This window comes from Arthrobacter sp. SE2, assembly GCF_058244265.1.
Window position 1 is genome coordinate 69,465 of record NZ_JBZAYA010000014.1, and the last position, 23,370, is coordinate 92,834.

The window sequence follows — 23,370 nt, forward strand, 5'->3', positions numbered from 1 at the left end:
CGTTCGCTTTATCCGGCCTTATTTCTAAGCAAAGGAAACCATGACTGACAAGAAGACCGCCCTGGTGGTCCGTGGCGGCTGGGATGGCCATCAGCCATTCGAGGCCACAGAACTCTTTATCCCGTTCCTCAAGGACAATGGCTATGACGTCCGTGTGGAGGAATCCCCCAAGGTATATGCCGATTCGGCATATATGTCCGGCGTGGACTTGATCGTGCAATGCGTGACCATGTCCACGATTGAAAAGGACGAGTTCGAGGGGCTCCGCACCGCCGTCGAAAACGGCACCGGGCTTGCCGGCTGGCACGGCGGCATCGCCGATTCCTACCGGAACAACTCGGATTACCTGCACATGATCGGCGGCCAGTTCTCCTGCCACCCGGGCAAACACCCGGACGAACGCATCGGCGAGCAGTCCGACAACTACGTGCCGTACACGGTGAATATGCTCCCGGGTGCCGCGAGCCATCCCATCACACAGGGCATCGGCGACTTCGAGCTGGTAACCGAGCAGTACTGGGTCCTCTCGGACGACTACATCGACGTCCTCGCCACCACCAGCCAGAAGGTCCGCGAATGGGACCAGTGGAACCGGGAAGTCACCTCACCCGCCATCTGGACCAGGCAGTGGGGGAAGGGGCGGATCTTCGTCTGCACCCCGGGACACCGGGTGGAAATCCTCCAAGACAGCAACGTCCGCACGATCATCGAAAGGGGCATGCTTTGGGCAACCCGATAGACACAGCCAAGCCAATTAGAGTAGGAATCATTGGCTGCGGCGCCATCATCGCCCAGTACCTCAAAAACTTCCGCCGGCTGGAGGCAATCGACCTGGTGGCCGTGGCGGATCTCGATCCCGCGCGCGCTCAGGCGGTCGCGGATTCTTACGACGGCGTCCGTGCGGTGACCGTCGACGAACTCCTGGCGGCGGACGACGTCGAGCTCGTCCTGAACCTCACCATTCCGGCCGCGCATGCGCCGATCGCTTTGAGGGCGATCGCCGCCGGCAAGAGTGTGTATGGGGAAAAGCCGCTCGCTGCGACGACCGCCGAGGCACGGCAAGTGCTCGACGCGGCGCGGGAGGCCGGCGTCGTGGTCGGCTGCGCGCCGGATACGGTACTCGGTACCGGGATCCAGACCGCCCGCAAAGCGATCGACGACGGCCTGATCGGTGCGCCGATCTCGGCCACGGCAACCATGGTGACGCCGGGACACGAGCGCTGGCACCCCAATCCGGATTTCTACTACCAACCCGGCGGCGGACCGCTGCTGGACATGGGCCCCTATTACGTGAGTGCCCTGGTCACGTTGCTGGGCCCGGTAGTCTCGGTCATCGGAGCAGCAAGCCACACACGGAACTCACGCACCATCGGTTCGGGCCCGCGCGAGGGCGAGGTGATTCCGGTGACCATAGATTCGCACGTGACCGGAGTCCTGGTCCATGCCTCCGGCGCCCTGTCCACGCTTGTGATGAGCTTTGACGCGGTGAAAACCAAGTCGCCCAACATCGAGATCCACGGTGCGGCAGGGTCCCTTGTGGTTCCTGATCCGAACCACTTCGACGGCGACGTTGAGCTTTTCACCCTCGGCGCCGACTCCTGGCAGACGCTTCCAGTCTCGGCCGGTTACATCGATTCGGCCCGGGGCTTCGGCATCGCCGACCTCGCCGCAACCCCGGCTGGCGTCGAACCACGTGCTGGCGGCCAACTGGCATTCCATGCGCTGGAGGTCATGGAATCTGTGTTGGCATCCGCCCACAGCGGCTCAGCGGTGTCGATCGAAAGCACGGTTGCACGGCCGGAACTCGTGGAACTGACCGCCTTGGCTGCCCCGCTCGCGGAGGTTCAGGGAATCAGTTCGTAGGCCTGGCTCAATATTCTCCGGACTGAGGTTGCTGCGGCACCCCTGAGGGCCCCCGTCCGCCCCAGTCCGGAGACCGCCAGCTTTCCTTCCGGGATCAGCCCCGGCGCGTGGTGGTCCAAGCTCCGGCGCAGTGCGGGAACGATCCATTCCTCCAGTACGGCGAAATGACCGCCGAGCACGACGGCGGAAATGTTCGCCACCCGCGCCGTGGAGGCAACCGCGATTCCAAGGTAGTACCCGGCCTTTTCCACCGCTGACACGGCGCGCTCATCGCCGTCGGCAAGGCGGCGGAGCAAGTGGTCCATTTGCTGGGAGCTCGAATCCCGGTCTATTCCCACAGCGGAATATAAGGCCTCTTGGCCCGCGAACGTCTCAAGGCAACCGTGGCCCCCGCAGGCGCACAACGGGCCGTCCGGATGCACCACCACATGGCCGATCTCGCCGGCATGGCCTTGCGGGCCGGCGAACAGCTGGGAATCGATGACCAGCCCGCCACCAACACCCACTTCGCCGGAGATGTACAGGAAATCCCGGAACCACTCGCTTTTGCCGTGATCCGCGCCGTGGCCAAACCAGAGTTCCGCGAGCGCTGCGCTATTGGCCTCGTTCGAGAGGGAGACTCCGAAGGGGGCTTCGGGCAGGAGCTTGGGCAGCTCTTCGGAGAGCTCGACGTCGGCCCAGCCCAGGTTTGGCGCGGCCAGGACCCGGTTGTGTTCCGCATCCACCAACCCAGGCACGGTCAGTTCCCCACCAAGAAGTTCGACGCCGTCGGCCGCCGCCTTTGTTGCCGCCCGCTGCGCCATGGCGACGAGGAGCGGCAGGATGTCGGAGGGTAGGCTTCCACGGTTGTGCCGTTCAATGCTTTCGTGGAAGGTCAGTTCCCCTGTGAAGTCCAAGACCCCCACCGCGAGGTAGTCCACATTGATTTCCGCGGCCAAGGCACCGCGGGCCGGATTGAGGACAAGGCCGGTTCCCGGCCGTCCGCGGTCGCCGTCGCGGGTGACACTTGTTTCCCGCACCAGGCCGGATTCGAGCAAGTCTGTGACGAGGCTTGAAACGGAAGCTTTCGTCAGACCGCTTTCCGCGGCAAGCTGGGCGCGCGTGGCCCCGCCGTTCGTCTGGATCCCTGCGAGGACGAGAGCCAGATTCTGCCTGCGGACATCGCCCACTCTTCCGGGCGACGGCGTGGCGGACATGGTTCCTCCGGGATCCTGATTGACAAGGTGATCTCCATCATCATTCAGTGATCCGAGGTTGCGGTCCATTTGGACCGTGCCGCGCGGCTTGGCGATGGATCCTGCGCCGGGACCGCGGGGTCCCGGCGCAGGAGTCTCACTTAAAGGGAACCGTCAGCTGGTGCTTTCCCGCGCCAAGCTCGCGGGGGAGGCCGCCCGGAAGCTCGACTGTCGCCGTCGTTCCGCTCGGTACTGTGGCGTCGAGGTGCATGGTCCCGTTCTCGACCCGCCATGCGACTTCAGCCATGCCGTAGGGGGTCAGGTGACGCGTGGTCGCGTGGGTGATCCCTCCCCCGGGTTGCGGCCGGATGCCAATCTTCTTGTAGCCGGGTTCGAGGGGTGAGAGGCCGCCCACCACGCGGTGCATCCAGTCAGCCACGGCGCCGAGGGCATAGTGGTTGAACGAGGTCATCTCCCCGGGGTTGATGGTGCCGTCGGGCAGCATCGAGTCCCACCGTTCCCAGATGGTGGTTCCACCCTGCTTCACGGCGTACAGCCATGAGGGGCATTCTTCTTCCTTGAGCAGATCGTAGGCCGTCCCGACGTGGCCGCCGAGGGTGAGGGCATCGCTGATGACCGGGGTGCCGGCGAATCCGGTGGCGATGCGGTTCCCGGATTCGGCGACGAGCTCGGCGAGGCGGTCGGCCGCGCGGCGCTTCTGACTTTCTGTTGGCAGGAGGTCGAACACGAGCGCGAGGGCGTAGGCGGTCTGAGCGTCGCTTGTGATGGTTCCGTCCTCGCGGACGTACCGCTGGGCGAATGCCTGCCTGACCTTTTCGGCCAGTTCCGCGTACCGGGCTTCGTCGTCGCTATTGCCGAGGACATCGGCGATCCGGGAGAGGTGGCGTGCGGACCAGGCGAAATACGCAGTTGCGACGAGGTAGCGGTCCGTGCGCGCGTCTGCGGGGTCGTGCGGAGGCGCGGCGGGGTCAAGCCAGTCGCCGAGCTGGAACCCTTCGTCCCAAAGATGGGTTTCACCGGCCCGTTCGGCCATGAGGTCGACCCATGCTTTGGCGCTGGCGTACTGCTCGACGAGCACGCCCTTGTCTCCGAAGCGTTCGTGCAGGGTCCACGGGGTGAGCACGGCGACGTCGCCCCACACGGCCCCGGGGATCGTCTCGTCCCACGAGCCTGCCTGGACCCAGGGGACGTACCAGGGGACGGTCCCGTCCGGGAGCTGTTCGTCGGCGACGTCCTTAAGCCAGCCGGCGAGCATCCCGGAGCAGTCGTAGAGGAAGGACGCCGTGGGGGCGAAGACCTGGATGTCGCCGGTCCATCCGAGGCGTTCGTCGCGCTGGGGGCAGTCCGTGGGAATGCTGACGAAGTTCCCGCGCATGCTCCACCGGACGTTCTCGTGGAGGCGGTTGATGAGCGGGTCCGAGCATTCGAACCAGCCCGCGCGTTCCATGTCGGTGTGGTGGACCCGGGCTGTTAACGCGTCGAGATTGACGGCGTCGACAGCTCCGGTGATCTCGGCGTAGCGGAAGCCGTGCATGGTGAACCGCGGCTCCCAGGTGTGCTCGGAGTCGTCCGCAAGGATGTACTCGTCGGTCGAAGCGGCAAAGCGCAGCGGCCTCGTGTACAGCTCGCCGCCCTGGAGAACTTCTGCGTGACGGATGGTCACCGTGTCGCCCGGCTTGCCGTGGACGGTAAGCCGGACCCGTCCGACAAGGTTTTGGCCGAAGTCGATGAGGGTCTTGCCTGAGGGCGATGTCCAGACGCGTTGCGGGGCGAGCTCTTCGGTGCACCGGACGGGTGGTCCCGCCGGGGCCTCGAGAATGGACTTGCTCAGCTTGGCTGCCAGCACCCCGGACCATGTACTGTCATCAAAGCCCGGCTGCGACCAGCCGGGTTGCTCGAGGCGGGCGTCGTGGTGTTCGCCGTCGTAGAGGCTCGCGAAGGTGATGGGCCCGTGGGAGGTTCGCCATCCGTCGTCGGTTTGGATAACGGTCTTCCGGCCGTCCGTGTAGGTGATTTCGAGCTGCGCGAGGAGGGAAACCCGGTCCCCGTAGTTGTTGCGGGTACCTCCCTTGAAACCGAGGCGTCCGCGGAACCAGCCGTCGGCCAGCCAGGCACCGACCGTGTTCTCGCCGTCGAGGAGGAAGTCCGTGACGTCGAACGTCGAGTAGAGCAGGCGGTGGTCGTAGCTCGTCCAGCCCGGGGCAAGAACTTCGTCCCCGACCCGCTGGCCGTTGATCTCCACCTCATACACGCCCTGTCCGGTGACGTAGAGCCTGGCCGAAGCGATGCTTGCCCTGGTGGTGAAGGAGCGCCTGAGCAGGGCCGGCGGGTTGTCTTCCTCACGGTCATTCTCCAAGTCCGGAGTGATGGCCAGGGCAGTCCAGTCCTCGGGCGCGAGGAGGCCGGTCTCGATGGAGAAGGATTCGCTCCACGGAGAGGGTTCGTCGGCGCTTCCCCAGACCCGTATCTGCACCCCGACGTGCTCACGTGACTCCAACGCCCGGAATGGCCAATCCACGAGCACCGACTCCGCGGACAAGACTTCCGTTGTCACCCGGGCCTTGCCGGCCCGCTCGACGGCGATTTCGTACTTGCGCTGTTCCCATCCGGCCGGGGCTTGTGTCTGCCACGAAAGACGGGGGCGTGCTTTGCCGATTCCGAGTGCAACCGTCCGGTGTTCGGCCTGCAGACGGACCACACGGGCGGTGGTTGCAGTGGTCTCTTCTGTCGCTGTGGCTGTTGCCGGGATTGTCATGTGGTTCTTCCCAAATGTTCTCGTGGTGTGAGTGCGGTGGCGGTCCCGGGGACCGCCACCGCAAGGTGATCCGGTGTCGGCTCGCGGCCGTCCGGGAACGGCTAGGAGCCGGAGGTGTAAGCGGTGTCCATTTGCTTCAGGGCCCCGTTAGCGTCCGTCTTGCCGGCCAGGAGATCCTGCACTACCTGGAAGAGGGTCTGCTGGACGCGGGCGTTGGGCCAGTTCTGGTCCATGAACGCGTCCGTCTTGCCGCCCTTCTGGTATTGCTGGAGCGTGCTCAGTGCCGGGTCAACCTTGAACGCATCGTTCGGGACCGCCGGCAGGGCCTTGTTGGTCTGCGCGTACAGGTTCATGCCGTCAGGGCTCTCGAGGAAGTTGACGAACTTGATCGCGAGGTCCTTGTTTTTCGCGTGGGCGTTCACCCCGTAGGTCGAGCCTGCGGCGCCGGCCATGCGGGTATCAGCCGGGTTGTCGCTGGCCGGGACCGGGAGCATATTCAACTCGGTGCCCTTCGGTGCCTGCGTGCTGATCGCAGCCACGGCCGAGTTCACCTGCACCACGCTGAGCGCGTCGCCCTTGGCGACGGCGGCAAGGCTTGCGTTGTAGTCAGTGCCGAGGGGGTTGGCCTGGAAGCAGCCGGCCTTTTGCATCTCGACGTACTTGTTGAGCGCGTCGGTCCACTTCGAGTCGCTGAAGGTGGCCTTCTTGTCGGTCATGTCCTGGGGGAAGTTCGGGTTCGGACCGTAGACGAGGGTAGGGGTCAGTGCGTATGGGATGAGCTGGGTGACCCAGTTTGTCTGTGCGCCCAGCTCGAAGGCTGTCTTGCCCTTGGCCTTCGCCGCGGAGCAGAACTGGAGCAGGCCGCTCCAGGTGGTCGGAGGAGTCAGGCCCGCCTGGGTCATTGCGGTCATGTTGTAGACGGCGCCAATACCGGAGAACGTAACGGAGGCGCTGTAGGTCTTGCCGTTGTACTGGGTGACCGGCTTGATCCCGGCCGGGAAGCTGTTCGCCCAAGACTGGCTTGAAAGGTCTTCCAGGAAACCGGCCTTGCCGACCACGCGGGTGGCCATGGGGTTGCCGTCCCCGGGCCAGACGAAGACGACGTCCGGGGCGGTTCCCGAGGAGAGCTGGGTGCGGGTGGTGGTCTGGTACTGGTCCAGGGCCGACGTCGTGTACTTCACGTCCACACCCGGGTTCTGCTCCTTGAACTTGGCCACGACGGCGTCGAGGGCGGGCTTTTCGTTGGTCGTGGCCGCGAGGGTCAGGGTCTTCCCGTCCCCTCCGCCGGCACCGGCGTTGGAACTGCCTCCGCTGCATGCGGTGAGGCCGAGGGCCGCGGCGACGGCGACCGAGAGGGCCAGAAGGCTCTTCTTGTGCATTGTGTTGCTCTCCTTTGAACTGCAGCCAGGGCGCTGCCTAGGTAAAGACGTGAGGACCGGACGGCCTCACGCAGGTGAGGTGAGGGGACTAGCCTTTGAGACCGCTGGCGAAGCCCTTGATGATGGTGTTCTGCATCGCGAAGTAGGCGATGAGGATCGGCGCGATGGTGATGACCAGGCCGGCGAAGACCAGGTTCCACTGCGAGACGTACTGGCTGACGAACGAGAACAGGGCGACCGGTACGGTCTGCTGGTTGCTGCCGCTCAGGTACAGCAAGGGGGTCAGGAAGTCGTTCCAGACGTGAAGGACGTTCAGGATGATGACCGTGCCGGTGATGGGACGCACCAGCGGGAAGATCACCGAGAAGAAGCTCCGCAGCGGGCCGGCGCCGTCGATCGCGGCGGCTTCCTCGTAGTCGAGGGGAACTGCCCGGATGAAGCCGGTGTAGAGGAAAACCGAGAACGGGACCTGCAGGCCGGCGTAGTACAGGACCAGGGAGATCGGGTTGCCGAGCAGGCCCAGGTCCCGGATGGTCGTGTAGAGCGGGATGAGAGCAAGCTGGAAGGGCAGGAGCAGCCCCAGCATGAAGACGAAGAACAGCCACTTCGACCATCTCTTCGTCACCCGGGCCAGGGGGTAGGCGGCCAGTGCCGAGATGGCCACGATGATCAGTACGCTGAACACGGTGACGAAAGCGCTGGTCAGCAGGGCCTGGCCCAGGTTGGCCTGGCTCCAGGCATCGGAGAAGTTCTGGAACGTGATGTTGGTGACCGGCGCCAAGGGGGAGGACTGGTCGTCCGGCGTCTTCAGTGCCAGGTTGACCAGGATGTAGACAGGAAGGAAGAAGAGGACGCCGACCAGGACCATGACGGCCTCGAGGATGAACGTCCGCCAGGTGTAGCGGTTCACTTGGTGCCTCCCTGCTTGCCGAGGAGCTTGTATTGAGCGGTGGAGAGGATCGCGACGAATGCGGTCAGGACCAGGGCCATCGCGATGCCGTAGCTGAAGTCGCCGAACTGGAACGCGTTCTTGTAGATCAGAGTCGACATGGTGTCCGTCGAGGTTCCGGGGCCGCCGGAGGTCATGACCCACACCTGGTCGAACAGCTTCAGGCCTCCAATGATCGAGAGCATCAGGTTGATCGTGATCGCCGGAGCCAACTCCGGGCGGACCACGTACCAGAACCGGCGGAACGGGCCTGCGCCGTCGATCCTGGAGGCCTCGAGGACATCTTCAGGGACTCCCTGCAGGCCTGCCAGGAAGATCACCATGGAGTAGCCGGCGAATTGCCAGACGACCGTCGCGACGATGGACCATAGGGCGATGTCGGCATCCCCCAGCCAATCGTGCTGCAGGGCGCCAAGGCCGAAGAACCCCAGGATCTGATTGATCGCCCCGTCGGGGGTCATGAGGTACTTCCACAGATAGCCCGTGGCCACCGGCGTAATCACCGCCGGCGTGAAGAGGGCCACGCGCAGGATGTTGCGGCTCTTGATCTTGCTGTGTACACCCAGGGCCAGCAGCAGTCCGATGAGGTTCTGCACCACAGTGATCGCGAAGGCGATCAGCAGGGTGTGGACCACCGCGCCGACGCCCCCGGGGTCTTTGAGAAGGCGCTGGAACTGGGCCAGGCCCACGAAGTCCTTGGTGGCCGAGAGTCCGTCCCAGTTGGTGAACGCGTAGGCGGCGCCCTGCACACTTGGCCACAGGACTACGAACAGGAAGAACACGAGTGCCGGAACAACGAACCACCACGGGACTGTACCGATGCGGCGTGCGGTGAATTTCCGAGTGCGGCGGCTGACGGGTGGAACGGGCGCGGCAGCCTCGGCCACCGCCAGCGACTGGCTCTCCGCTGTGCTCATCGCGTCCCTCCAAGCAATGCCGGCACCGGAGTGCTGATCCATCGAATCACGGGAATCTCTCCATCGAGTAGAAACTTTGCTAAATTGAAGCGCTTCATCTGGATTCAGAGTAGGGGTCGGATGTGATGTGCGTCAATAGCTTTTGAAACGATTTAATTCTGATTTCATCTGGGATCACCAGCTTGACCACGTGTGCGCGGCCTTCTATTCTTGCGTGAAGCCACAAATGAAGCGCTTTAGGATTAAGGAACGAATCGCGTGACAAGCCAGACCGCAGACGGGGGCCGGGCCCCCAGTATGCAGGACGTCGCGCGCCTCGCCGGAGTATCCCTTGGGACTGTCTCGCATGCGTTGAACAAGCCGGAGAAAGTCTCGGCGCGTTCGCTCCAGAAGGTCCTCGCCGCCGTCGAGCAGCTGGGCTTCGTCCCGAACAGCGCCGCCCGTTCGCTTGCTGCGGGCAGTAGCAGCACCGTCGGGCTAGTCCTCACCGACATCGACAACTCACTCTTCGTCGACATTGCCAGGGGTGCCGAAGACGAGGCCCGGACCTCGGGCCATGCCCTCCTGCTGGCCAACAGCGACGTCGACTTCAAACGCCAGGAGTCGTACCTGGACATCTTCGACGAGGCGCGGGTGGCGGGCATCTTGTTCACGCCTTTGAACGCAAGTCTTGAAGGTGTCGACCGGGTCCGCCGGCACGGGCGCAGGATAGTCCTGGTCAACTACGCCGGCGGCCGCCAGGACTGCTGCGCAGTCCTCTCGGACGAGGAGCACGGCGGATACATGGCCGCAAGGCACCTCATTGAACTCGGCCGCCGCCGACTGTTGTTCGCCGGCGGCCCCGAGGAGTTCCACGCCGTCAAGGAGCGCCGCAACGGCGCCCTTCGGGCTGTGATGGAGGCCGGCAATGCCACCCTCGAGATCATCCCCTCCCGTCGCCTCAAGAGTGATGAAGGGCGCAAAATCGCAGCCGAAGTGACGAGCCGGCCCGCGGATCGCGTGCCGGACGGAATCATTTCGCCCTCAGACCGCATCGCGGCGGGAGTCATCCACGAGCTCATGGCAAGAGGCCTGCGCGTGCCCGAAGACGTCGCCGTCATCGGTTACGACAACAACCACTTCGCCACCGAAGTCGCCATCTCCATGTCCACCGTCGCCCAGGACGGACACAGAATGGGCGCCGAAGCAATAAATCTCCTCCTCGACGAGATCCGGAATCCTGACCACGAACACCGCGTCCTGACGCTCAAGCCCCGCCTCATCCTCCGCGAGAGCACTCTGGGACCCGGTGGAAGGCCTGTCCCGGAAGAAGACGGCAGGCTGCCGCTCGAAGCCTGAGCCGGCCGACCCTCCTTCGCCCCTAGTCCGCCGGGTACCTGATTCCCGCTTGGCTGCGTGCTTCATCCAGCAGGGACATGGTGGTCAAGGTATCTGCCAACGGCATCGTGGGGCTCTCGAGAAGGCCCTGCTGCAGGCAGCGGATCACTTCGCGCAACTGGTATGTGTAGCCACGGCCGGCCAGGATGAATTTCTCCACCCGCTGCTCGCCGGAGCTGGAGGTAATGGTCAGTTCGGTCGGATTAAACAGCGGGGCGTTGCATCGGAGCATCCCCTTCGTACCGCATACGGTGGCCGTTTGCGGGGTCGCCGCGGTCAACGAGGTCATGGCCTGGACCTGGGCTCCGGAAGGGTAGGACAACGTCAATGCTGTTCCGGAATCCACTCCGCCATCAGTGAGATGGGCCGTAGCCGTGATCGACTGGGGGCGTCCCAGGCTGATCAGTGCCCACGTCAAGGGATAAACGCCCACGTCCATCAAGGCGCCTCCCCCGTCTTCGCGCTTCCACAGCCGCGATTCGGGATGGTGCGGCGCCGGAAATCCGAGGTCAGCTTGCACCCACCGGATTTCGCCGAGTTCACCGGATGCGATGATTTCCGCCGCCCGTTGCACGCTGGGCAGGAACCGGGTCCACACTGCCTCCATCAGGAACAGGCTTTTCTCCTGGGCCAGGCTGACCAGATCTTCTGCTTCACGGGCGTTGATGGTCAACGGTTTCTCGCACAACACGTGCTTCCCGGCTTCGAGGGCAGCCTTCGCCACGGAGTAGTGGCTCGCGTGCGGCGTTGCCACATACACAGCGTCTACCGCGGGGTCCCGGAGCAGACGCTGGTAACCCGGAAGCCCGTCGTCGTCACCGTAGGCGCTCTGGAAGCCGTGCTCGGCGGCGAACGCCTCCGCGTTTTCCTGGTTCCGGGAACTCACGGACTGCAGGACGGCGTCGGGCAGCAGCGCGAGGTCGCTGACGACGGTGGAGGCGATCCGTCCGGTGGAAATGACTCCCCACCGGACGGGATTGCCCGATGCAGGCACCGGGTTCTGGTTCACGGAATCCAGAAGCGGCGTCCTGACGAGCAGCGGTTCAGTTGCCGGCGTCAACGCGGGCACTGACCTTCCTGTAGTTCTGCCCGATCGAAGCTCGGAAATCCGGCTCGGGTGTGGCATCCAGGGCCACGGGCCAGTCCGGGCGGAACCCGGCGAGCGCCCATGCCGCCTGCACTGCTGCCCCCCGCGCAACGTATTCACCCGGACTCGGAACCACCACCGGCAAGTCGAACACCTGGGCCGCGATCCGTTGGACAGCACGGTTCTGTACGGCACCCCCGATCAGCAGCAACCGTTCCGCGCGGCCGCCCTGGGCACGCAGCGCGTCCAGACCTCCGGCGAGTCCACACAGCATGCCTTCGATGGCCGCCCGGGCGATATTCGATCGGGTGGTGGAGGCGATGCTGAGCCCATGGAAGCTGGCTTTCGCGTGAGGCAGATTGGGGGTTCGTTCCCCTTCGAAATACGGCAACAGCACCACACCTCCCGCACCAGGTTCGGCTTCCAAGGCGAGCCGGGAAAGCCCGTCGAAGTCGACGTCGAGCACTGCGGCAACTGAGCTGAGCACACGGGCGGCGTTCAGCGTCACTGCGATGGGCAAGTACTCCCCGCTCGCATCCGCGAATCCCGCCACGGTCCCGCTCGCATCATGTCCGGGTGAGGAGTCGACGGCAAACACCGTACCGCTGGTGCCCACCGACACGACGACGTCGCCGGGTTTGGCTCCGAGTCCCAGCGCCGCGGCGGCGTTGTCCCCCGCCCCGACACCGAGCAGGATTCCGCCACCCAGCGCCTCGCTTGCGCCGGTGCCGCCGAAACACGCCGGGTGCACGCGGCCTGCGGTTTCGCCCGGACCCAGCACCCGGGGAAGAACGACGACGCCGGGCGCCGCCGTCGCTGACCCGCCCGAGGCTTCCCGGGCGTCCTGGCCGAACGCCAATCTGAACAAGTCCAGATCGTAGCGTCCGGTCAGTGGGCTCCAGTAGCCGGTGCCGCTGGCGTCCGAGCGGTCACTGGTGAGCTCGTCCAGGTCCGGCCCCAAGAGGCTGGAGTCCGCCGGGCCGTAACCGCGGAGACGCCACGTGAGCCAGTCGTGAGGGAGCGCGACGGCGGCCACCCTCGCCATGCTTTCGGGTTCATGGTCCCTGATCCAGCGGATCTTCGTGATCGTGAACGAAGCCACTGGCACCAGCCCGGTGCGCCGGGCGAAGTCCTCCGCCCCTACCTCTGCGGTGAGGTCTTCCGCAGAGCCGGCCGAGCGCGTGTCGTTCCACAGCAAGGCTGGCCGCACCACATTGCCGTCGCGGTCCAGCAGCACCATCCCGTGCTGCTGGCCCCCTACGGACAGCGCCTTGACATCGGCGAGGCCGCCGGCGTCGTCGAACGCTGCGGACAGAGCCCGCCACCACTCGTCCGGATGGACTTCCGTTCCCTCCGGGTGGCTCGCCCGGCCCGCACGGACCAGCGCACCGCTTTCCGCGTCGAGGACCACCACTTTGCAGCTTTGAGTAGAGGAATCAACCCCGGCAACAAGGTTCAAGGAAGCAGCTGCCACGGGATCAGCGCGCTCCGAGGAGGTGCTCGATGAAGAGCTGCTGGAGCTTCACGAATCCGAAGCCCTTGCCGCCGAAGTAGGCATCGGCGTCGAAGTCCTCATAGGCGGACTTGTCCGCACGCAACTGCTCGTAGCCTTCGCCCGGGTTCAGGGTGGGCTCGTTGATTTCAGCCACGCGGGACGCCTGGAGGGCTTCCTGGACCTCGGGGTCGGCACGGAATGCCTTGGCTCGCTCCTTGAGCAGCAAGTAGGTCTGCATGTTCGCGGCCGCAGAGTCCCACACGCCGTCGATGTCCTCGGTGCGGCTGGGCTTGTAGTCGAAGTGGCGCGGGCCCTTGTAGGACGGGCCGCCGTCGGGACCGCCGTTTTCGAGCAGGTCCACCAAGGAGAAGGCGTTCTGCAGGTCACCGTGGCCGAACACCAGGTCCTGATCGAACTTGATGCTGCGCTGGCCGTTGAGGTCAATGTGGAAGAGCTTGCCCTGGTATAGGGCCTGGGCGATGCTGTGCGTGAAGTTCAAGCCCGCCATCTGCTCGTGGCCGGTTTCGGGGTTGATTCCCACCAGCTCCGGACGTTCCAGGGTTTCGATGAACGCCAGGGCGTGGCCCAAGGTGGGGAGCAGGATGTCGCCGCGGGGTTCGTTCGGCTTCGGTTCGATCGCGAAGCGGATGTTGTAGCCCTTGTCCGTGACGTAGTCGCCCAACAGGTTGACGGCCTCGCGATAGCGCTCCAGCGCGCCGCGGATGTCCTTGGCGGCGTCGTATTCGCTGCCTTCACGGCCGCCCCACATGACGAAGGTTTCGGCGCCAAGTTCAGCAGCGAGATCGATGTTGTCCAACACCTTGCGCAAGGCGAAGCGGCGGACGCCGCGGTCATTGCTCGTAAAACCGCCGTCCTTGAAGACGGGGTGGCTGAACAGGTTGGTGGTGACCATGGGGACGATCATCCCTGTGGCCTTGAGCGCGCCCTGCAACCGGTCGATTTCGCGCTGGCGATCGGCAGCCGAGCAGCCGAAGGGGAACAGGTCGTTGTCGTGGAAAGTGATCCCGTAGGCGCCAAGATCGCTGAGCCGGTTAATGGCTTCCACGGTGTCCAGGGGAGGGCGGGTGGCTGAACCGAATTGGTCCTGCGCCTCCCATCCCACGGTCCAAAGGCCGAACGAGAACTTGTCTTCACGGGTGGGCTGAATCGTCATTGAGTGCTCCGGGTAGTCGATGTTGAGTTTGTTTCGCTATCCAACATATTACGAATCTCTGTGATGTCAACCACTTGGAGTCAACAAGATTTTTCATCCAGCTAACGAATTGTTCGCAAAAGATCTAGCGCGGCGACTAACGAGACGTTATGTTGTTTTGGACATCAAATAAGGCCGCGAGGCTCTCGAACGAAGGATTCAACCGTGACTGATCAGCTGGTGGCGGAACGCAACTGGGCAGGAAACTACTGCTACCAGGCACCGCAACTCGCCCATCCCACGAGCGTGGAGGAGCTCCAAGGGCTCGTGGCAGGCGCCAAGAAGATCCGCGCGCTCGGGTCCCGCCATTCCTTCAACTCCATCGCGGACACGGCCGGTACCCTCGTGGTGCTGGACCGTCTGGATCCTGGCATCAGTGTGGATGCGGCGAACATGACCGTCACAGTGAGCGGTGGTACGCGTTACGGGACACTCGCGGCTGAGCTCCAGCGCCAGGGTTTCGCCCTCCACAACCTGGCATCGCTCCCCCACATTTCGGTGGCAGGAGCTGTCGCCACTGCCACGCACGGCTCCGGTGACGCCAACGGCAACCTGGCCACCGCCGTCGCGGGCCTTGAACTGGTCACGGCGGACGGCAGCATTCTCAGCGTGCGCCGCGGCGATCCCGGCTTTGAGGGCATGGTGGTGGGACTCGGTGCTCTCGGCATCGTCACCAAACTGACCCTGGACATCCAGCCAAGCTTCGACGTCGCCCAGAGCGTCTTCGAAAACCTCAACTGGGATCTCGTCGTGGAAAACTTCGACCAGATAACCTCCTCGGCGTATAGCGTCAGCCTGTTCACTGACTGGAGCGGAGAGACTGTGGGCCAGGCTTGGCTCAAGAGGCGCAGCGGCGATCCCGCGACGGAATCGCCGGATTTCTTCGGTGGCACCCCGGCAACGGAAGCCCGGCACCCCCTTCCCGGAGTGTCTGGCAGTAACTGCACGCAGCAGCTCGGGATTGCCGGGCCGTGGTCCGACCGGCTGGCCCATTTCAGGATGGAATTCACTCCGAGCCAAGGCGACGAGCTGCAGAGCGAGTACCTCATCCCCCGTGAACACGCGGTGGACGCCCTCCGCACAATGCGCAGGCTCTCCGACGTCGTGACTCCGCTGCTGCTGATTGGCGAAATCCGCACGGTGGCGGCCGACCAACTCTGGCTGAGTGCCAACTACGGCCGCGACGGCATCGGCTTGCACTTCACGTGGCGCCAGGACCAGCCGGCGGTCGAAGCCATCCTGCCGCTGCTTGAGGCGGAACTGGCTCCGTTCACGGCGAGGCCGCACTGGGGCAAGCTGTTCGACGCCGATGCTGCCGCCGTCGCCCCTTTGTACCCTCGCTTCGGCGACTTCATCGCCCTGGCTGAGCGCCTGGATCCTTCCGGAAAGTTCCGCAATGACTTCCTGGACCGAACGGTGTTTGGGAGCTGATATTGTCGCGATGATGCCCTCCCCCACCCCACATCCCGTCACCGCCAGCGAGCCCGATCCTTCGCGGCGAAACAACCTGGCCCTGCTGACCTCCCTTGTCCATCACAACGGTGTACTCAGCCGCGCCCAGCTGACCAAACGCACGGGCTTGAACCGGTCCACCGTGGGGACGCTGATAGGGCAACTCGTGAACTTGGAAGTGGTGTACGAGACGGCGCCCTCCGGTGAAGCCCAGGTGGGCAGGCCCAGCCCGATCGTCCATCCGCGGCCATCCATAGCCGCACTGGCGGTCAACCCGGAGATCGACGCCGTCACCATCGGTCTTGTCGGACTCGGGGGCAAGGTCCAGAAGAAGATCCGTTTCGACACCGAGCGGATCCCGACGGCCAAAGAAGCCGTGAACATCGCCGCCGCGGTGATCGCCGGAATGCGGTCCGAGCTCGACACTTCGTACCGGGTCATGGGCGTGGGCATCGCGGTGCCCGGGCTCGTCAACCGCGACGACGGCGTAGTCCGGCACGCCCCGCACCTGGGCTGGCGCGATGAACCCATCGCCCGAATGCTCGGCGAAGCCACCGGATACCCCTGCCACGCGGCCAACGACGCATCGCTCGGCGCTGAGGGCGAACTCCTCTTCGGCGCCGGTGCGGGCCAGAAGAACCTGATCTTCCTCAACGGCGGCGCCAGCGGCATCGGCGGCGGAATCATCGCTGACGGGGAATTGCTTCGCGGAGCATCCGGCTACGCCGGGGAACTTGGACACACGTTTGTCCGCTCGTCCGGCAAACCTTGCCACTGCGGTGCCGCGGGCTGCCTTGAAACCGAAGTCTCCCAGTCACCCCTTTTTGAATTGGCCGGGATCGGCGGCGGCGATGCGGGCCAACTCGAGCAGGCGCTCCGCGCGAGCAGCAGCGATGCCGTGGCCGCCGAAGTGGCACGCCAGCTTGAATATCTTGGCGTCGCCTTGCGGAATGCGGTGAACATTTTCAATCCGGAAGCGATCGTCCTGGATGGCTTCCTCGGCGTCTTGCACGCCCTGTCTCCAGGGACATTGGACAGCTCGCTCCACTCGCAGGCGATGGACGGCCCGGCAGGCCAGGTGAAGATCTACCGGGCTGCCCTCGGCTCGGATCTGATGATGATCGGAGCCGCGGAACTCGCCTTCGCGCAGTTCCTCGCGGACCCTGCCGGCACCTTCTCCGCTCGCACTTCTTAATCTCCCCCTCCCAGTCAGGTCAACCATGCCGAATCAGGCCCGCCCGCTCAACCAGACGCCATCCCTTCATAGGGAACCGCGTCACCGTGCGCCAGCGCCCATGGGCGAACACTTCGAACTCACGGCCAACATCGGTGGCCGCAGCCAGCGCGTCGTCGTGACGGAAGTCGCCGCGAGCCTACGGGAGCTCGACGTCGACGGCGTAGCGCTGGTTCAGGACTATCCGGTCGACGCCCAACCGCCCTGGTGCGCGGGCTGGGTCCTGGTCCCGTGGCCCAACCGGGTGGCTGGCGGCACGTGGAGCTACGACGGCGTCGCCCAACAACTGGACATCACCGAACCGGGCAACGGCAACGCCTTGCACGGATTGCTGACGCACACTCCGTACAGTGTCAGTGCCCGGACCGCTGACAGCATCACGCTCGACGCCGGCATCTCGCCCCAGTCGGGGTACCCCTTCGAGTTGTCGACGTCGGTCCGCTATCAACTCCTGGAGGACGGGCTGCTTGTCACGCACCGACTGGAAAACACGGGCCACCGGTCCGCGCCCGTCGCGCTCGGTGCACATCCTTTCCTCCGCCTGGGGAGCGTGCCGACGGAAGAACTCACGCTCTACATCAACGCCGAAACCCACATCGAAGTGGATGAACGCCTGAACCCCAGCGGAATCACCACGGACGTCAGCGGAACGAGGAACGACTTCCGTGCCGGGCAGCTGGTGGGCGCCGTTGACCTCGACGACGCCTGGGGCAATGTCCGCCGCGAGGACGACGGAAGCTCATTGCACTATCTCGAAGCGCCCGACGGCAGCCAAGTCCAGATGTTCATGGACTCCTCCTTCGGCTACGTCCAAGCGTTTACCACCACGGATTTCGCAGCCGACGGCGGCATGGTGACCGCCGTCGCGGTTGAACCGATGACGGCCCCCGCCGACGCCTTCAACAGTGGCGAAGGCCTGCGTTGGCTGGAACCCGGGGAGGTCTGGGAAGCCAGTTGGGGCATCCGGTACCTGCCTCGTGGACCGCGACCTGACCCTCAAGCCGACTTCAACCCGAGCTGACACCGGCGCGTCCCTGCCGGGTGCCGTCGTCGTCGAAATCGCCGGAACAGTGCCTGCTCGCCGGAACGTTCGGGCGAGCAGGCACCGTTCCAGCGACGTCGGCACTGAAGTGGCTGGCCTACTTCGTCCCGGGCCACCCCGTGTACGACTCCGCCAGGTATGCCCGCGCGTGGCGGGAGGAGACCACGGAGTGGAGCTCGCCGCGCTGGCGGGCCCGGCCGAAGTCGTCCGAGCCCGGAACGGTGTGCAGCATGGACGTCATCCAGTAGGAGAAATGCTGGGCCTTCCAAACCCGCTCGAGAGCGCGGCCGCTGTAGGACTCGAGAAGCGCGTTGGAACCGTTCGAGTAGAAGGACTCGAGGCCTTCGAAGAGCACCTTGACGTCATGGAGGGCCAAATTGAGGCCCTTGGCGCCGGTCGGCGGGACTGTGTGGGCGGCGTCGCCCGCTAGGAACAGATTCCCGTGGCGCATGGGCGTGTGGACGAAGCTGCGGAACGGAAGGACCATCTTTTCGAGGACGGGCCCTTCCTTGAGCTCAAAGCCGTTTCCGTTGACGCGTTTGCGGAATTCGGACCAGATGCGCTCGTCGTCCCAGTCGGCCACGTTTTCCTTGGGGTCGCACTGGAAGTACATGCGCTGCACGTTCTCCGTGCGCTGGCTGATCAGGGCGAAGCCGTTCTCGGAGTTGGCGTAGATCAGTTCGTCTGAGCTTCGCGGCGCCCGGGCGAGGATGCCGAACCATGCGAAGGGGTATTCGTGGAAGTACCACTTGCGGTTGGCCTCGGGGATCTGGAAGCGGCAGTGGCTGCGGGAACCATCGGCGCCCACGAGGAAGTCCGCCTGGATCTCGAATTCCTGGCCCTCGGCATCGGTGAACCAGACCTTCGGTTTGCCGTCGAGGTCGTGGATGGTGGTATCCGTGACGCTGTACCGGACGTCGCCGCCGTCGTCCTTGCGGCGTGCGGCGAGGTCGAGAAAGACGTCCGTCTGCGGGTAGAGCCACACCGATTCCCCCACAAGCTCTTTGAAGTCGATCCGGTGGCTTTCGCCGTTGAAGCGCAGTTCGATCCCGTCATGCCTGTCGCCGTCGCGCAGCACCCGGTCCGAAACCCCGCTTTCCACGAGCAGGTTCACGGAGCCGTGTTCCAGGATGCCCGCACGGACGGTTTCGGCGATCTGCTGATGGCTGCGGACCTCGACCACCGTGGATTCGATCCCCGATGTGGCCAGCAGATGGGAGAGCATGAGGCCGGCCGGGCCCGCGCCCATGATGGCCACTTGGGTGGTGATGATCTTGCGTGCCAAAGTGTTCCTCGCTTCATTGCGGAACCGCGCCTGAAGGGCTGCGGAGGTTCTGCTGATCAGTGTGACCCGCACCGCAGGTTCGGCGTTATATGAATTCCGTTGAACGGAAACGCTTAGGCGTTTCGCTGCTCCCCGAGCTGGCGAGCGATGCCGCGGGCCGCCGTCTGCAGCGCAGGCACCAGGGCCTGCAGGCGCATTTCAGCGAGGGGAACCACGACGCCGAGTGCGGCTATCGTGCGCCGCTTGCCGTCCGTGACCGGCACCGCGATGCCCCATGTGTCCGGATCCACCACGCCCGCGAGCTGCGCGTACCCTTGCTGGGCGGTTTCGGCCAAAAGGTGACGGACGACGTCGGCCGTCACCTTGCCGGCCGGGTCACTGAACTGTTTGAGGTACTCGGCCTGCTGTTCCCGCGGCTGGCCTGCCATCAGGGCCAACCCGGCCGAAGAGATGTGAACCGGCATGCGGCCGGCAACGCGGGCGCGGTTGGCGACGGATCCCCTCCGGGACAGCCGCTCCACGAACAACGCCTCCCAACCGTCGAGCACGGCAAGGTTCACGTTCTGGTTCAGGACCTGCTGGATGTCCTCCATGAACGGCAGTGCCGCTTGCCGGAGGGCCAGAGTGGGTGAATTCCGGTTGACCAGCTCCCACAACCTCAGGCCCAATCGGACATTTCCGTCAACGCCGAGTTCAAGAAGTCCGTGTTCGGCTAGCTGCCGGACCAGGCGATGGGCGCTTGAGAGGGGCAAGCCAGCGGTCTCGGCGAGTTCCGAAAGCCGCAGGGACGTGGAGCCTTCGGGGAAGGCCTCGATGATCCGGACGATTCGGTCCACCACGGAATCACCGGATGCCGAGTTGGCCACGGAGCGTTTCCCACCTTCCTACGGTTTCCATTGAATGGTGGGCTCAAGCTTACTGCGGTTCAGCGGGATCCGCCGTGGCGTCCTTGGTTTCCCGCCGCGAGATCTCCAAGCCGATCGCGTCGTAGTGCGCAAGCACTACCGGAGAGGCAGACGTCCCGGGCTGGTCCAGCAGCCCAAAGGCGAAATCACTGGCGGCAAGAAGTTCTTCATCGGAGCACTTGTCCAGCGGTTGGAATCCCGCCGCATCGATCGAGGCTCCGAATTCGCCCGTGATCTCGAACGATTTCGATCCTGTTGGCGCCCCAAGCTGGAGACTGGCAGGCTTGTCCGTGAATTCCAGGGAAACTCCGGATCCGCTGACGAGGCCCACTTCCGTGGTTCCGCCGTCGATCGCATTGAGGTCGTTGCGGAGTCCCGCCAGGGCCTGTGATTCGACAATTGCGGCGTGGGAAAAGCCCACTCTGATGTGGGAGGTGACGCCCATTCGCCGAATCCGGCGAACGATGTGAACGAGTGCGGGCCTCGAATCTTGATTCAGGCTCCCCCGCACGTCGATTTCGACGGCGTCGGTGGAAACATCGAATTTTACGAGGGCGTGCAATCTACGGTCCATAGGTACTCCAAAAGAGGTGTCTATGGCCGACGGCTCAACCTTGAGAAGCGTATCCCGTGGAATCCTCGTTGTACACCCGCCGCGTTGAGCGATCAGAGGGCCGGACTCATCCCGCCCGGCTGCGGCCCGGCTCCTGGGCCGGCTCTTCGAAGTGGGTCAGGGTGCCCGCTGCGTCGACGGAATCCACCAAGGACTTGGCGACGTCGCGCAATTTCACGTTGCGATTGCTCGATGCCTCCGTCAGGATCCGGACGGCGTCCTCCTGGCTGCAGCGGCTTTGTGCCATGACAATTCCGACTGCTACGTCAATGACTGTGCGGGACTCCATTGCCGCCCGGAGATTGTTGGCGCTGTCCTTATGAACAGCGAACCTGACGGCAAGACGCAAGGCCTGCGATACCTCGCGGGTGTAGCCCCGGGCCCGATCTGCGGCCCTTTCGTTGAACTTGTATGGGGCATCGGAGTACAGATTGAGGGCCGCCTTGGCCTCGCCCTCAAGGTTGAAAGGCAAGGAGAGCACTGATCTCAGGCCGTACGATGCAACAGCAGTCGCGTAGTCGGGGCCCCAGCGGTTCTCCTCCAGGAGATCCGGAACGTAGACTTCCTGCTCCCCCTTGGCAGCCGTTAGGCATGGTCCTTGGGCCAAGGAATACTGGATCTCGTCCACTTCGCGGGCCACATCACTGCTCCACCCAATCGTGAGTGCCTTCCGCTCGCGTAGCAGCGTGATCCCACAGAGCGCATCATCGCCGTCGCCCGCCATTTGGTGGGCAGAAAACCGTGCCAATTCGTTGAGGAACTCCTCAAAATCGGCACTTTCCAGGATCAGGTTCTGGATTTGGTCATTGGTGGTCGGGGCGGAATCTGCAGGGAGCATGGCGCGTTCTCCAAGTGAATATGCTGACGGGGGCATGTGGAAATAATAAGTCCCTTCCGTACACCGTCCCACACGGTTGGCAATTGGGAAACGCCTAGCGGGAAGTGAGTTCCCGGAGCCGGAACCATGCCCCGGGCGCCAATACCACCGCGACGCCGACGGCGGCCCCGATCACCGTCTCCACGATGCGGTCCCGAAGCAAGAGCCCGGGCGGGACGTTGGCCACCAGCAGAGTGGAAATGAGCGCCAGCGGGGTGACGAATATCTGTGCCACAAGATATTGGCGCGCAATGAAGAGCTCAGCCCCGAACTGGCATACGGCAATCACCAACACCATCTGCCACGGCGCGGGGCCGAGCCAGAGGATTCCGGCCAACACGAGCAAACCCAGCAGGGTCCCAACGATCCTCTGGATTCCCCGTTGCACCCGATGCCGGGTACTGCGCCCCACCAAGGGAACCACTGCCGCCACCATCGCCCAATAACCGTGTCCGAACCCGAGCCATTCCCCGGCCAAGGTAGCAAGCGTTCCGGCCAGCCCGGCAGCCACGAAGTAGCCCACGCCTTCCAGCCACGCTGCCCGGATTTCCTGTGGCAACAAGCGTTCCGCCGGCGGCCGCTTCCAAGTCGTCCGGTGACTCGGGACCACCCGTGCCGACATTCCGATCAGCAACGCCAACACCGCAGTCAAAACGGCGGCCAACATCCCTTCCGAGAGCGGGGGCTGCTGGGACACGGAGGCGATCGCGGCGAAAGCGAAAATGTGGAAGAGGGAACCTGCCGGGCGAAGCCGCCACAGCGCAGTCACCACGGAGCAAAGCGCGGCAACCAACGTGGTGCCGAGCGTGAGGATCCACACGTAAGCGCCCGAGCCCTGTCCAACCCTCGCGGTCAGGGTAGCGAGCAGGATGATGCCCAGCAGCAGGGAACCGGCCCGGAGCTGGCTTCGAAAACGGTGGCTGTGGGGCTCGTTGCGGCCATAGATGTTGGTGAACGCAGCAAAGCTGGCAAAAACCACAAGGTCCAGCCGTCCGAACAACACGAGGGTGATCAATGGCAGGAAGACGCCCACTGCGCAGCGCACAGCCGGGTGATGGTCCTTGTTCCCGGGACCGATCCTGAACATCTCTGCCAGGGGGTTCAATGGATTGCCTGCCTCTGCTTGCGTCTCTTGAGCATCGCACTGCTCAACTAATACTGCCCGACTATTACTGCCCGACGGCGGCACTGGCATCCGCTGCGAGCTTACGCCGGACGGCTCCAGGCAGCCCGGTCAGCTTCCGTTGAATGAAAACCTTTGGCGTCAGCATTCGAGGACGTTGACGGCGACGCCAACAGCCATTGTCGGTTCCTAACAAGGTATGTGGTCGGGTTGGGGGCGGGTGAGCGAGTTCCTCCGCGTGCTGCTCCTTCGTCGCTTTGACGCACGCTTCCGGAACCCACTCACCCGCCTTTAGCCGTCACCAGAGCGCCCGGTGAACGTTTTGCGCTCCAAAGGAGGTTAGCAGCGGCCCCTTCGGGACCGACATCCGGCAGCGGGCGTCCCCGCCGTCCCCCTAACCTCGCAAGCTCGGTCAGGGAACCCGGACGGCGTGGGCCCATTCGGTCGCGAAAACGTCCGCCCAGCGGGCGTCTTCGCGACCGAGCCCGCAGAGGATGCCGGTCCCGACGGGCATGCCGGGTCCGGAGACGGTCAGCTAAGCGCTGCAACGCCCGGGTAGAGCGGGTGCGCGGCGGCGAGTGCCTCCACGCGGTGACGCAGACCGGTCA

19 protein-coding genes are annotated in these 23,370 nt (G+C 64.5%); 6 read left to right on the plus strand and 13 right to left on the minus strand.

Going from position 1 to position 23,370, the window contains the following annotated elements; all coding sequences use genetic code 11:
* The first annotated feature begins 40 nt into the window (after window positions 1-40).
* Together AC4CS3_RS18040 and AC4CS3_RS18045 are read left to right on the plus strand one after the other, a co-directional pair.
* Complete coding sequence (locus AC4CS3_RS18040; RefSeq protein WP_490784576.1) at window positions 41-739, plus strand: ThuA domain-containing protein; 699 nt, start codon at window positions 41-43, stop codon at window positions 737-739.
* Window positions 724-1,863: a Gfo/Idh/MocA family protein gene (locus tag AC4CS3_RS18045; RefSeq protein ID WP_490784577.1), complete on the plus strand. Its 1,140-nt coding sequence runs from the start codon at window positions 724-726 to the stop codon at window positions 1,861-1,863. The genes AC4CS3_RS18040 and AC4CS3_RS18045 overlap by 16 nt, the downstream gene beginning before the upstream one ends.
* Here the strand turns inward: AC4CS3_RS18045 and AC4CS3_RS18050 are convergent.
* From AC4CS3_RS18050 to AC4CS3_RS18070, 5 genes are all read right to left on the minus strand, one after another.
* The gene (locus tag AC4CS3_RS18050) at window positions 1,845-3,059 is read right to left on the minus strand and encodes an ROK family transcriptional regulator (RefSeq protein WP_490784578.1); all 1,215 of its coding nucleotides are present in this window, start codon (window positions 3,057-3,059) and stop codon (window positions 1,845-1,847) included. The genes AC4CS3_RS18045 and AC4CS3_RS18050 overlap by 19 nt on opposite strands.
* 136 nt (window positions 3,060-3,195) lie before the next feature.
* Window positions 3,196-5,814, minus strand: coding sequence for a glycoside hydrolase family 78 protein (locus AC4CS3_RS18055; RefSeq protein WP_490784579.1), 2,619 nt, complete (start codon window positions 5,812-5,814; stop codon window positions 3,196-3,198).
* A gap of 101 nt (window positions 5,815-5,915) precedes the next feature.
* A complete protein-coding gene (locus AC4CS3_RS18060; RefSeq protein WP_490784580.1) occupies window positions 5,916-7,193 on the minus strand; it encodes an ABC transporter substrate-binding protein in 1,278 nt (425 codons plus the stop codon).
* Window positions 7,194-7,281: 88 nt separating this feature from the next.
* Complete coding sequence (locus AC4CS3_RS18065) at window positions 7,282-8,103, minus strand: carbohydrate ABC transporter permease (RefSeq protein ID WP_284751535.1); 822 nt, start codon at window positions 8,101-8,103, stop codon at window positions 7,282-7,284.
* Window positions 8,100-9,059, minus strand: coding sequence for a carbohydrate ABC transporter permease (locus AC4CS3_RS18070; RefSeq protein WP_490784581.1), 960 nt, complete (start codon window positions 9,057-9,059; stop codon window positions 8,100-8,102). The genes AC4CS3_RS18065 and AC4CS3_RS18070 overlap by 4 nt, the downstream gene beginning before the upstream one ends.
* Before the next feature lie 258 nt (window positions 9,060-9,317).
* Between AC4CS3_RS18070 and AC4CS3_RS18075 the strand changes: the two genes are divergently transcribed.
* Complete coding sequence (locus AC4CS3_RS18075) at window positions 9,318-10,397, plus strand: LacI family DNA-binding transcriptional regulator (RefSeq protein WP_490784582.1); 1,080 nt, start codon at window positions 9,318-9,320, stop codon at window positions 10,395-10,397.
* Between the two features lie 22 nt (window positions 10,398-10,419).
* On the opposite strand, the gene AC4CS3_RS18080 is transcribed toward AC4CS3_RS18075, so the two are convergent.
* The 3 genes from AC4CS3_RS18080 to xylA are packed head-to-tail and all read right to left on the minus strand — an operon-like array spanning window position 10,420 to window position 14,192.
* Entirely contained in the window at window positions 10,420-11,505 is a 1,086-nt protein-coding gene (locus AC4CS3_RS18080; RefSeq protein ID WP_490784583.1) for a Gfo/Idh/MocA family protein, read from the minus strand.
* Window positions 11,480-12,982 carry a xylulokinase gene (gene xylB / locus AC4CS3_RS18085; RefSeq protein ID WP_490784594.1) on the minus strand — a complete coding sequence of 501 codons (1,503 nt, stop codon included), beginning with the start codon at window positions 12,980-12,982 and terminating at the stop codon, window positions 11,480-11,482. The genes AC4CS3_RS18080 and xylB overlap by 26 nt, the downstream gene beginning before the upstream one ends.
* A gap of 19 nt (window positions 12,983-13,001) precedes the next feature.
* Window positions 13,002-14,192, minus strand: coding sequence for a xylose isomerase (xylA, locus tag AC4CS3_RS18090; protein ID WP_490784584.1), 1,191 nt, complete (start codon window positions 14,190-14,192; stop codon window positions 13,002-13,004).
* A gap of 204 nt (window positions 14,193-14,396) precedes the next feature.
* Between xylA and AC4CS3_RS18095 the strand changes: the two genes are divergently transcribed.
* From AC4CS3_RS18095 to AC4CS3_RS18105, 3 genes are all read left to right on the plus strand, one after another.
* Window positions 14,397-15,662 carry an FAD-binding protein gene (locus AC4CS3_RS18095; RefSeq protein WP_490784585.1) on the plus strand — a complete coding sequence of 422 codons (1,266 nt, stop codon included), beginning with the start codon at window positions 14,397-14,399 and terminating at the stop codon, window positions 15,660-15,662.
* 13 nt (window positions 15,663-15,675) lie between these two features.
* Window positions 15,676-16,878, plus strand: a complete 1,203-nt coding sequence (locus tag AC4CS3_RS18100) for an ROK family protein (protein ID WP_490784586.1) — start codon at window positions 15,676-15,678, stop codon at window positions 16,876-16,878.
* Between the two features lie 100 nt (window positions 16,879-16,978).
* Window positions 16,979-17,938, plus strand: a complete 960-nt coding sequence (locus AC4CS3_RS18105; protein WP_490784587.1) for an aldose 1-epimerase family protein — start codon at window positions 16,979-16,981, stop codon at window positions 17,936-17,938.
* 118 nt (window positions 17,939-18,056) lie between these two features.
* Here AC4CS3_RS18105 and AC4CS3_RS18110 read toward each other — a convergent pair whose 3' ends face one another.
* The 5 genes from AC4CS3_RS18110 to AC4CS3_RS18130 form a co-directional block, all read right to left on the minus strand.
* The gene (locus AC4CS3_RS18110) at window positions 18,057-19,244 is read right to left on the minus strand and encodes a 4-hydroxybenzoate 3-monooxygenase (protein ID WP_490784588.1); all 1,188 of its coding nucleotides are present in this window, start codon (window positions 19,242-19,244) and stop codon (window positions 18,057-18,059) included.
* Window positions 19,245-19,357: 113 nt separating this feature from the next.
* Entirely contained in the window at window positions 19,358-20,110 is a 753-nt protein-coding gene (locus AC4CS3_RS18115; RefSeq protein WP_490784589.1) for an IclR family transcriptional regulator, read from the minus strand.
* Window positions 20,111-20,159: 49 nt separating this feature from the next.
* Window positions 20,160-20,723, minus strand: a complete 564-nt coding sequence (locus AC4CS3_RS18120) for a hypothetical protein (RefSeq protein ID WP_490784590.1) — start codon at window positions 20,721-20,723, stop codon at window positions 20,160-20,162.
* Between the two features lie 106 nt (window positions 20,724-20,829).
* Window positions 20,830-21,600: a GAF and ANTAR domain-containing protein gene (locus AC4CS3_RS18125; RefSeq protein WP_490784595.1), complete on the minus strand. Its 771-nt coding sequence runs from the start codon at window positions 21,598-21,600 to the stop codon at window positions 20,830-20,832.
* A 94-nt stretch (window positions 21,601-21,694) separates the two neighbouring features.
* A complete protein-coding gene (locus AC4CS3_RS18130) occupies window positions 21,695-22,744 on the minus strand; it encodes an FUSC family protein (RefSeq protein ID WP_490784591.1) in 1,050 nt (349 codons plus the stop codon).
* Window positions 22,745-23,370: the final 626 nt, after the last annotated feature.

Excerpts from the sequence above, each read along its gene's own strand:
- AC4CS3_RS18040 (WP_490784576.1), top strand. The coding sequence starts at position 41 with ATGACTGACAAGAAGACCGCCCTGGTGGTCCGTGGCGGCTGGGATGGC.
- AC4CS3_RS18070 (WP_490784581.1), bottom strand. The coding sequence starts at position 9,059 with ATGAGCACAGCGGAGAGCCAGTCGCTGGCGGTGGCCGAGGCTGCCGCG.
- AC4CS3_RS18060 (WP_490784580.1), bottom strand. The coding sequence starts at position 7,193 with ATGCACAAGAAGAGCCTTCTGGCCCTCTCGGTCGCCGTCGCCGCGGCC.
- AC4CS3_RS18055 (WP_490784579.1), bottom strand. The coding sequence starts at position 5,814 with ATGACAATCCCGGCAACAGCCACAGCGACAGAAGAGACCACTGCAACC.
- AC4CS3_RS18125 (WP_490784595.1), bottom strand. The coding sequence starts at position 21,600 with ATGCTCCCTGCAGATTCCGCCCCGACCACCAATGACCAAATCCAGAAC.
- AC4CS3_RS18100 (WP_490784586.1), top strand. The coding sequence starts at position 15,676 with ATGCCCTCCCCCACCCCACATCCCGTCACCGCCAGCGAGCCCGATCCT.
- AC4CS3_RS18050 (WP_490784578.1), bottom strand. The coding sequence starts at position 3,059 with ATGTCCGCCACGCCGTCGCCCGGAAGAGTGGGCGATGTCCGCAGGCAG.
- AC4CS3_RS18120 (WP_490784590.1), bottom strand. The coding sequence starts at position 20,723 with ATGGACCGTAGATTGCACGCCCTCGTAAAATTCGATGTTTCCACCGAC.
- AC4CS3_RS18105 (WP_490784587.1), top strand. The coding sequence starts at position 16,979 with ATGGGCGAACACTTCGAACTCACGGCCAACATCGGTGGCCGCAGCCAG.
- xylA (WP_490784584.1), bottom strand. The coding sequence starts at position 14,192 with ATGACGATTCAGCCCACCCGTGAAGACAAGTTCTCGTTCGGCCTTTGG.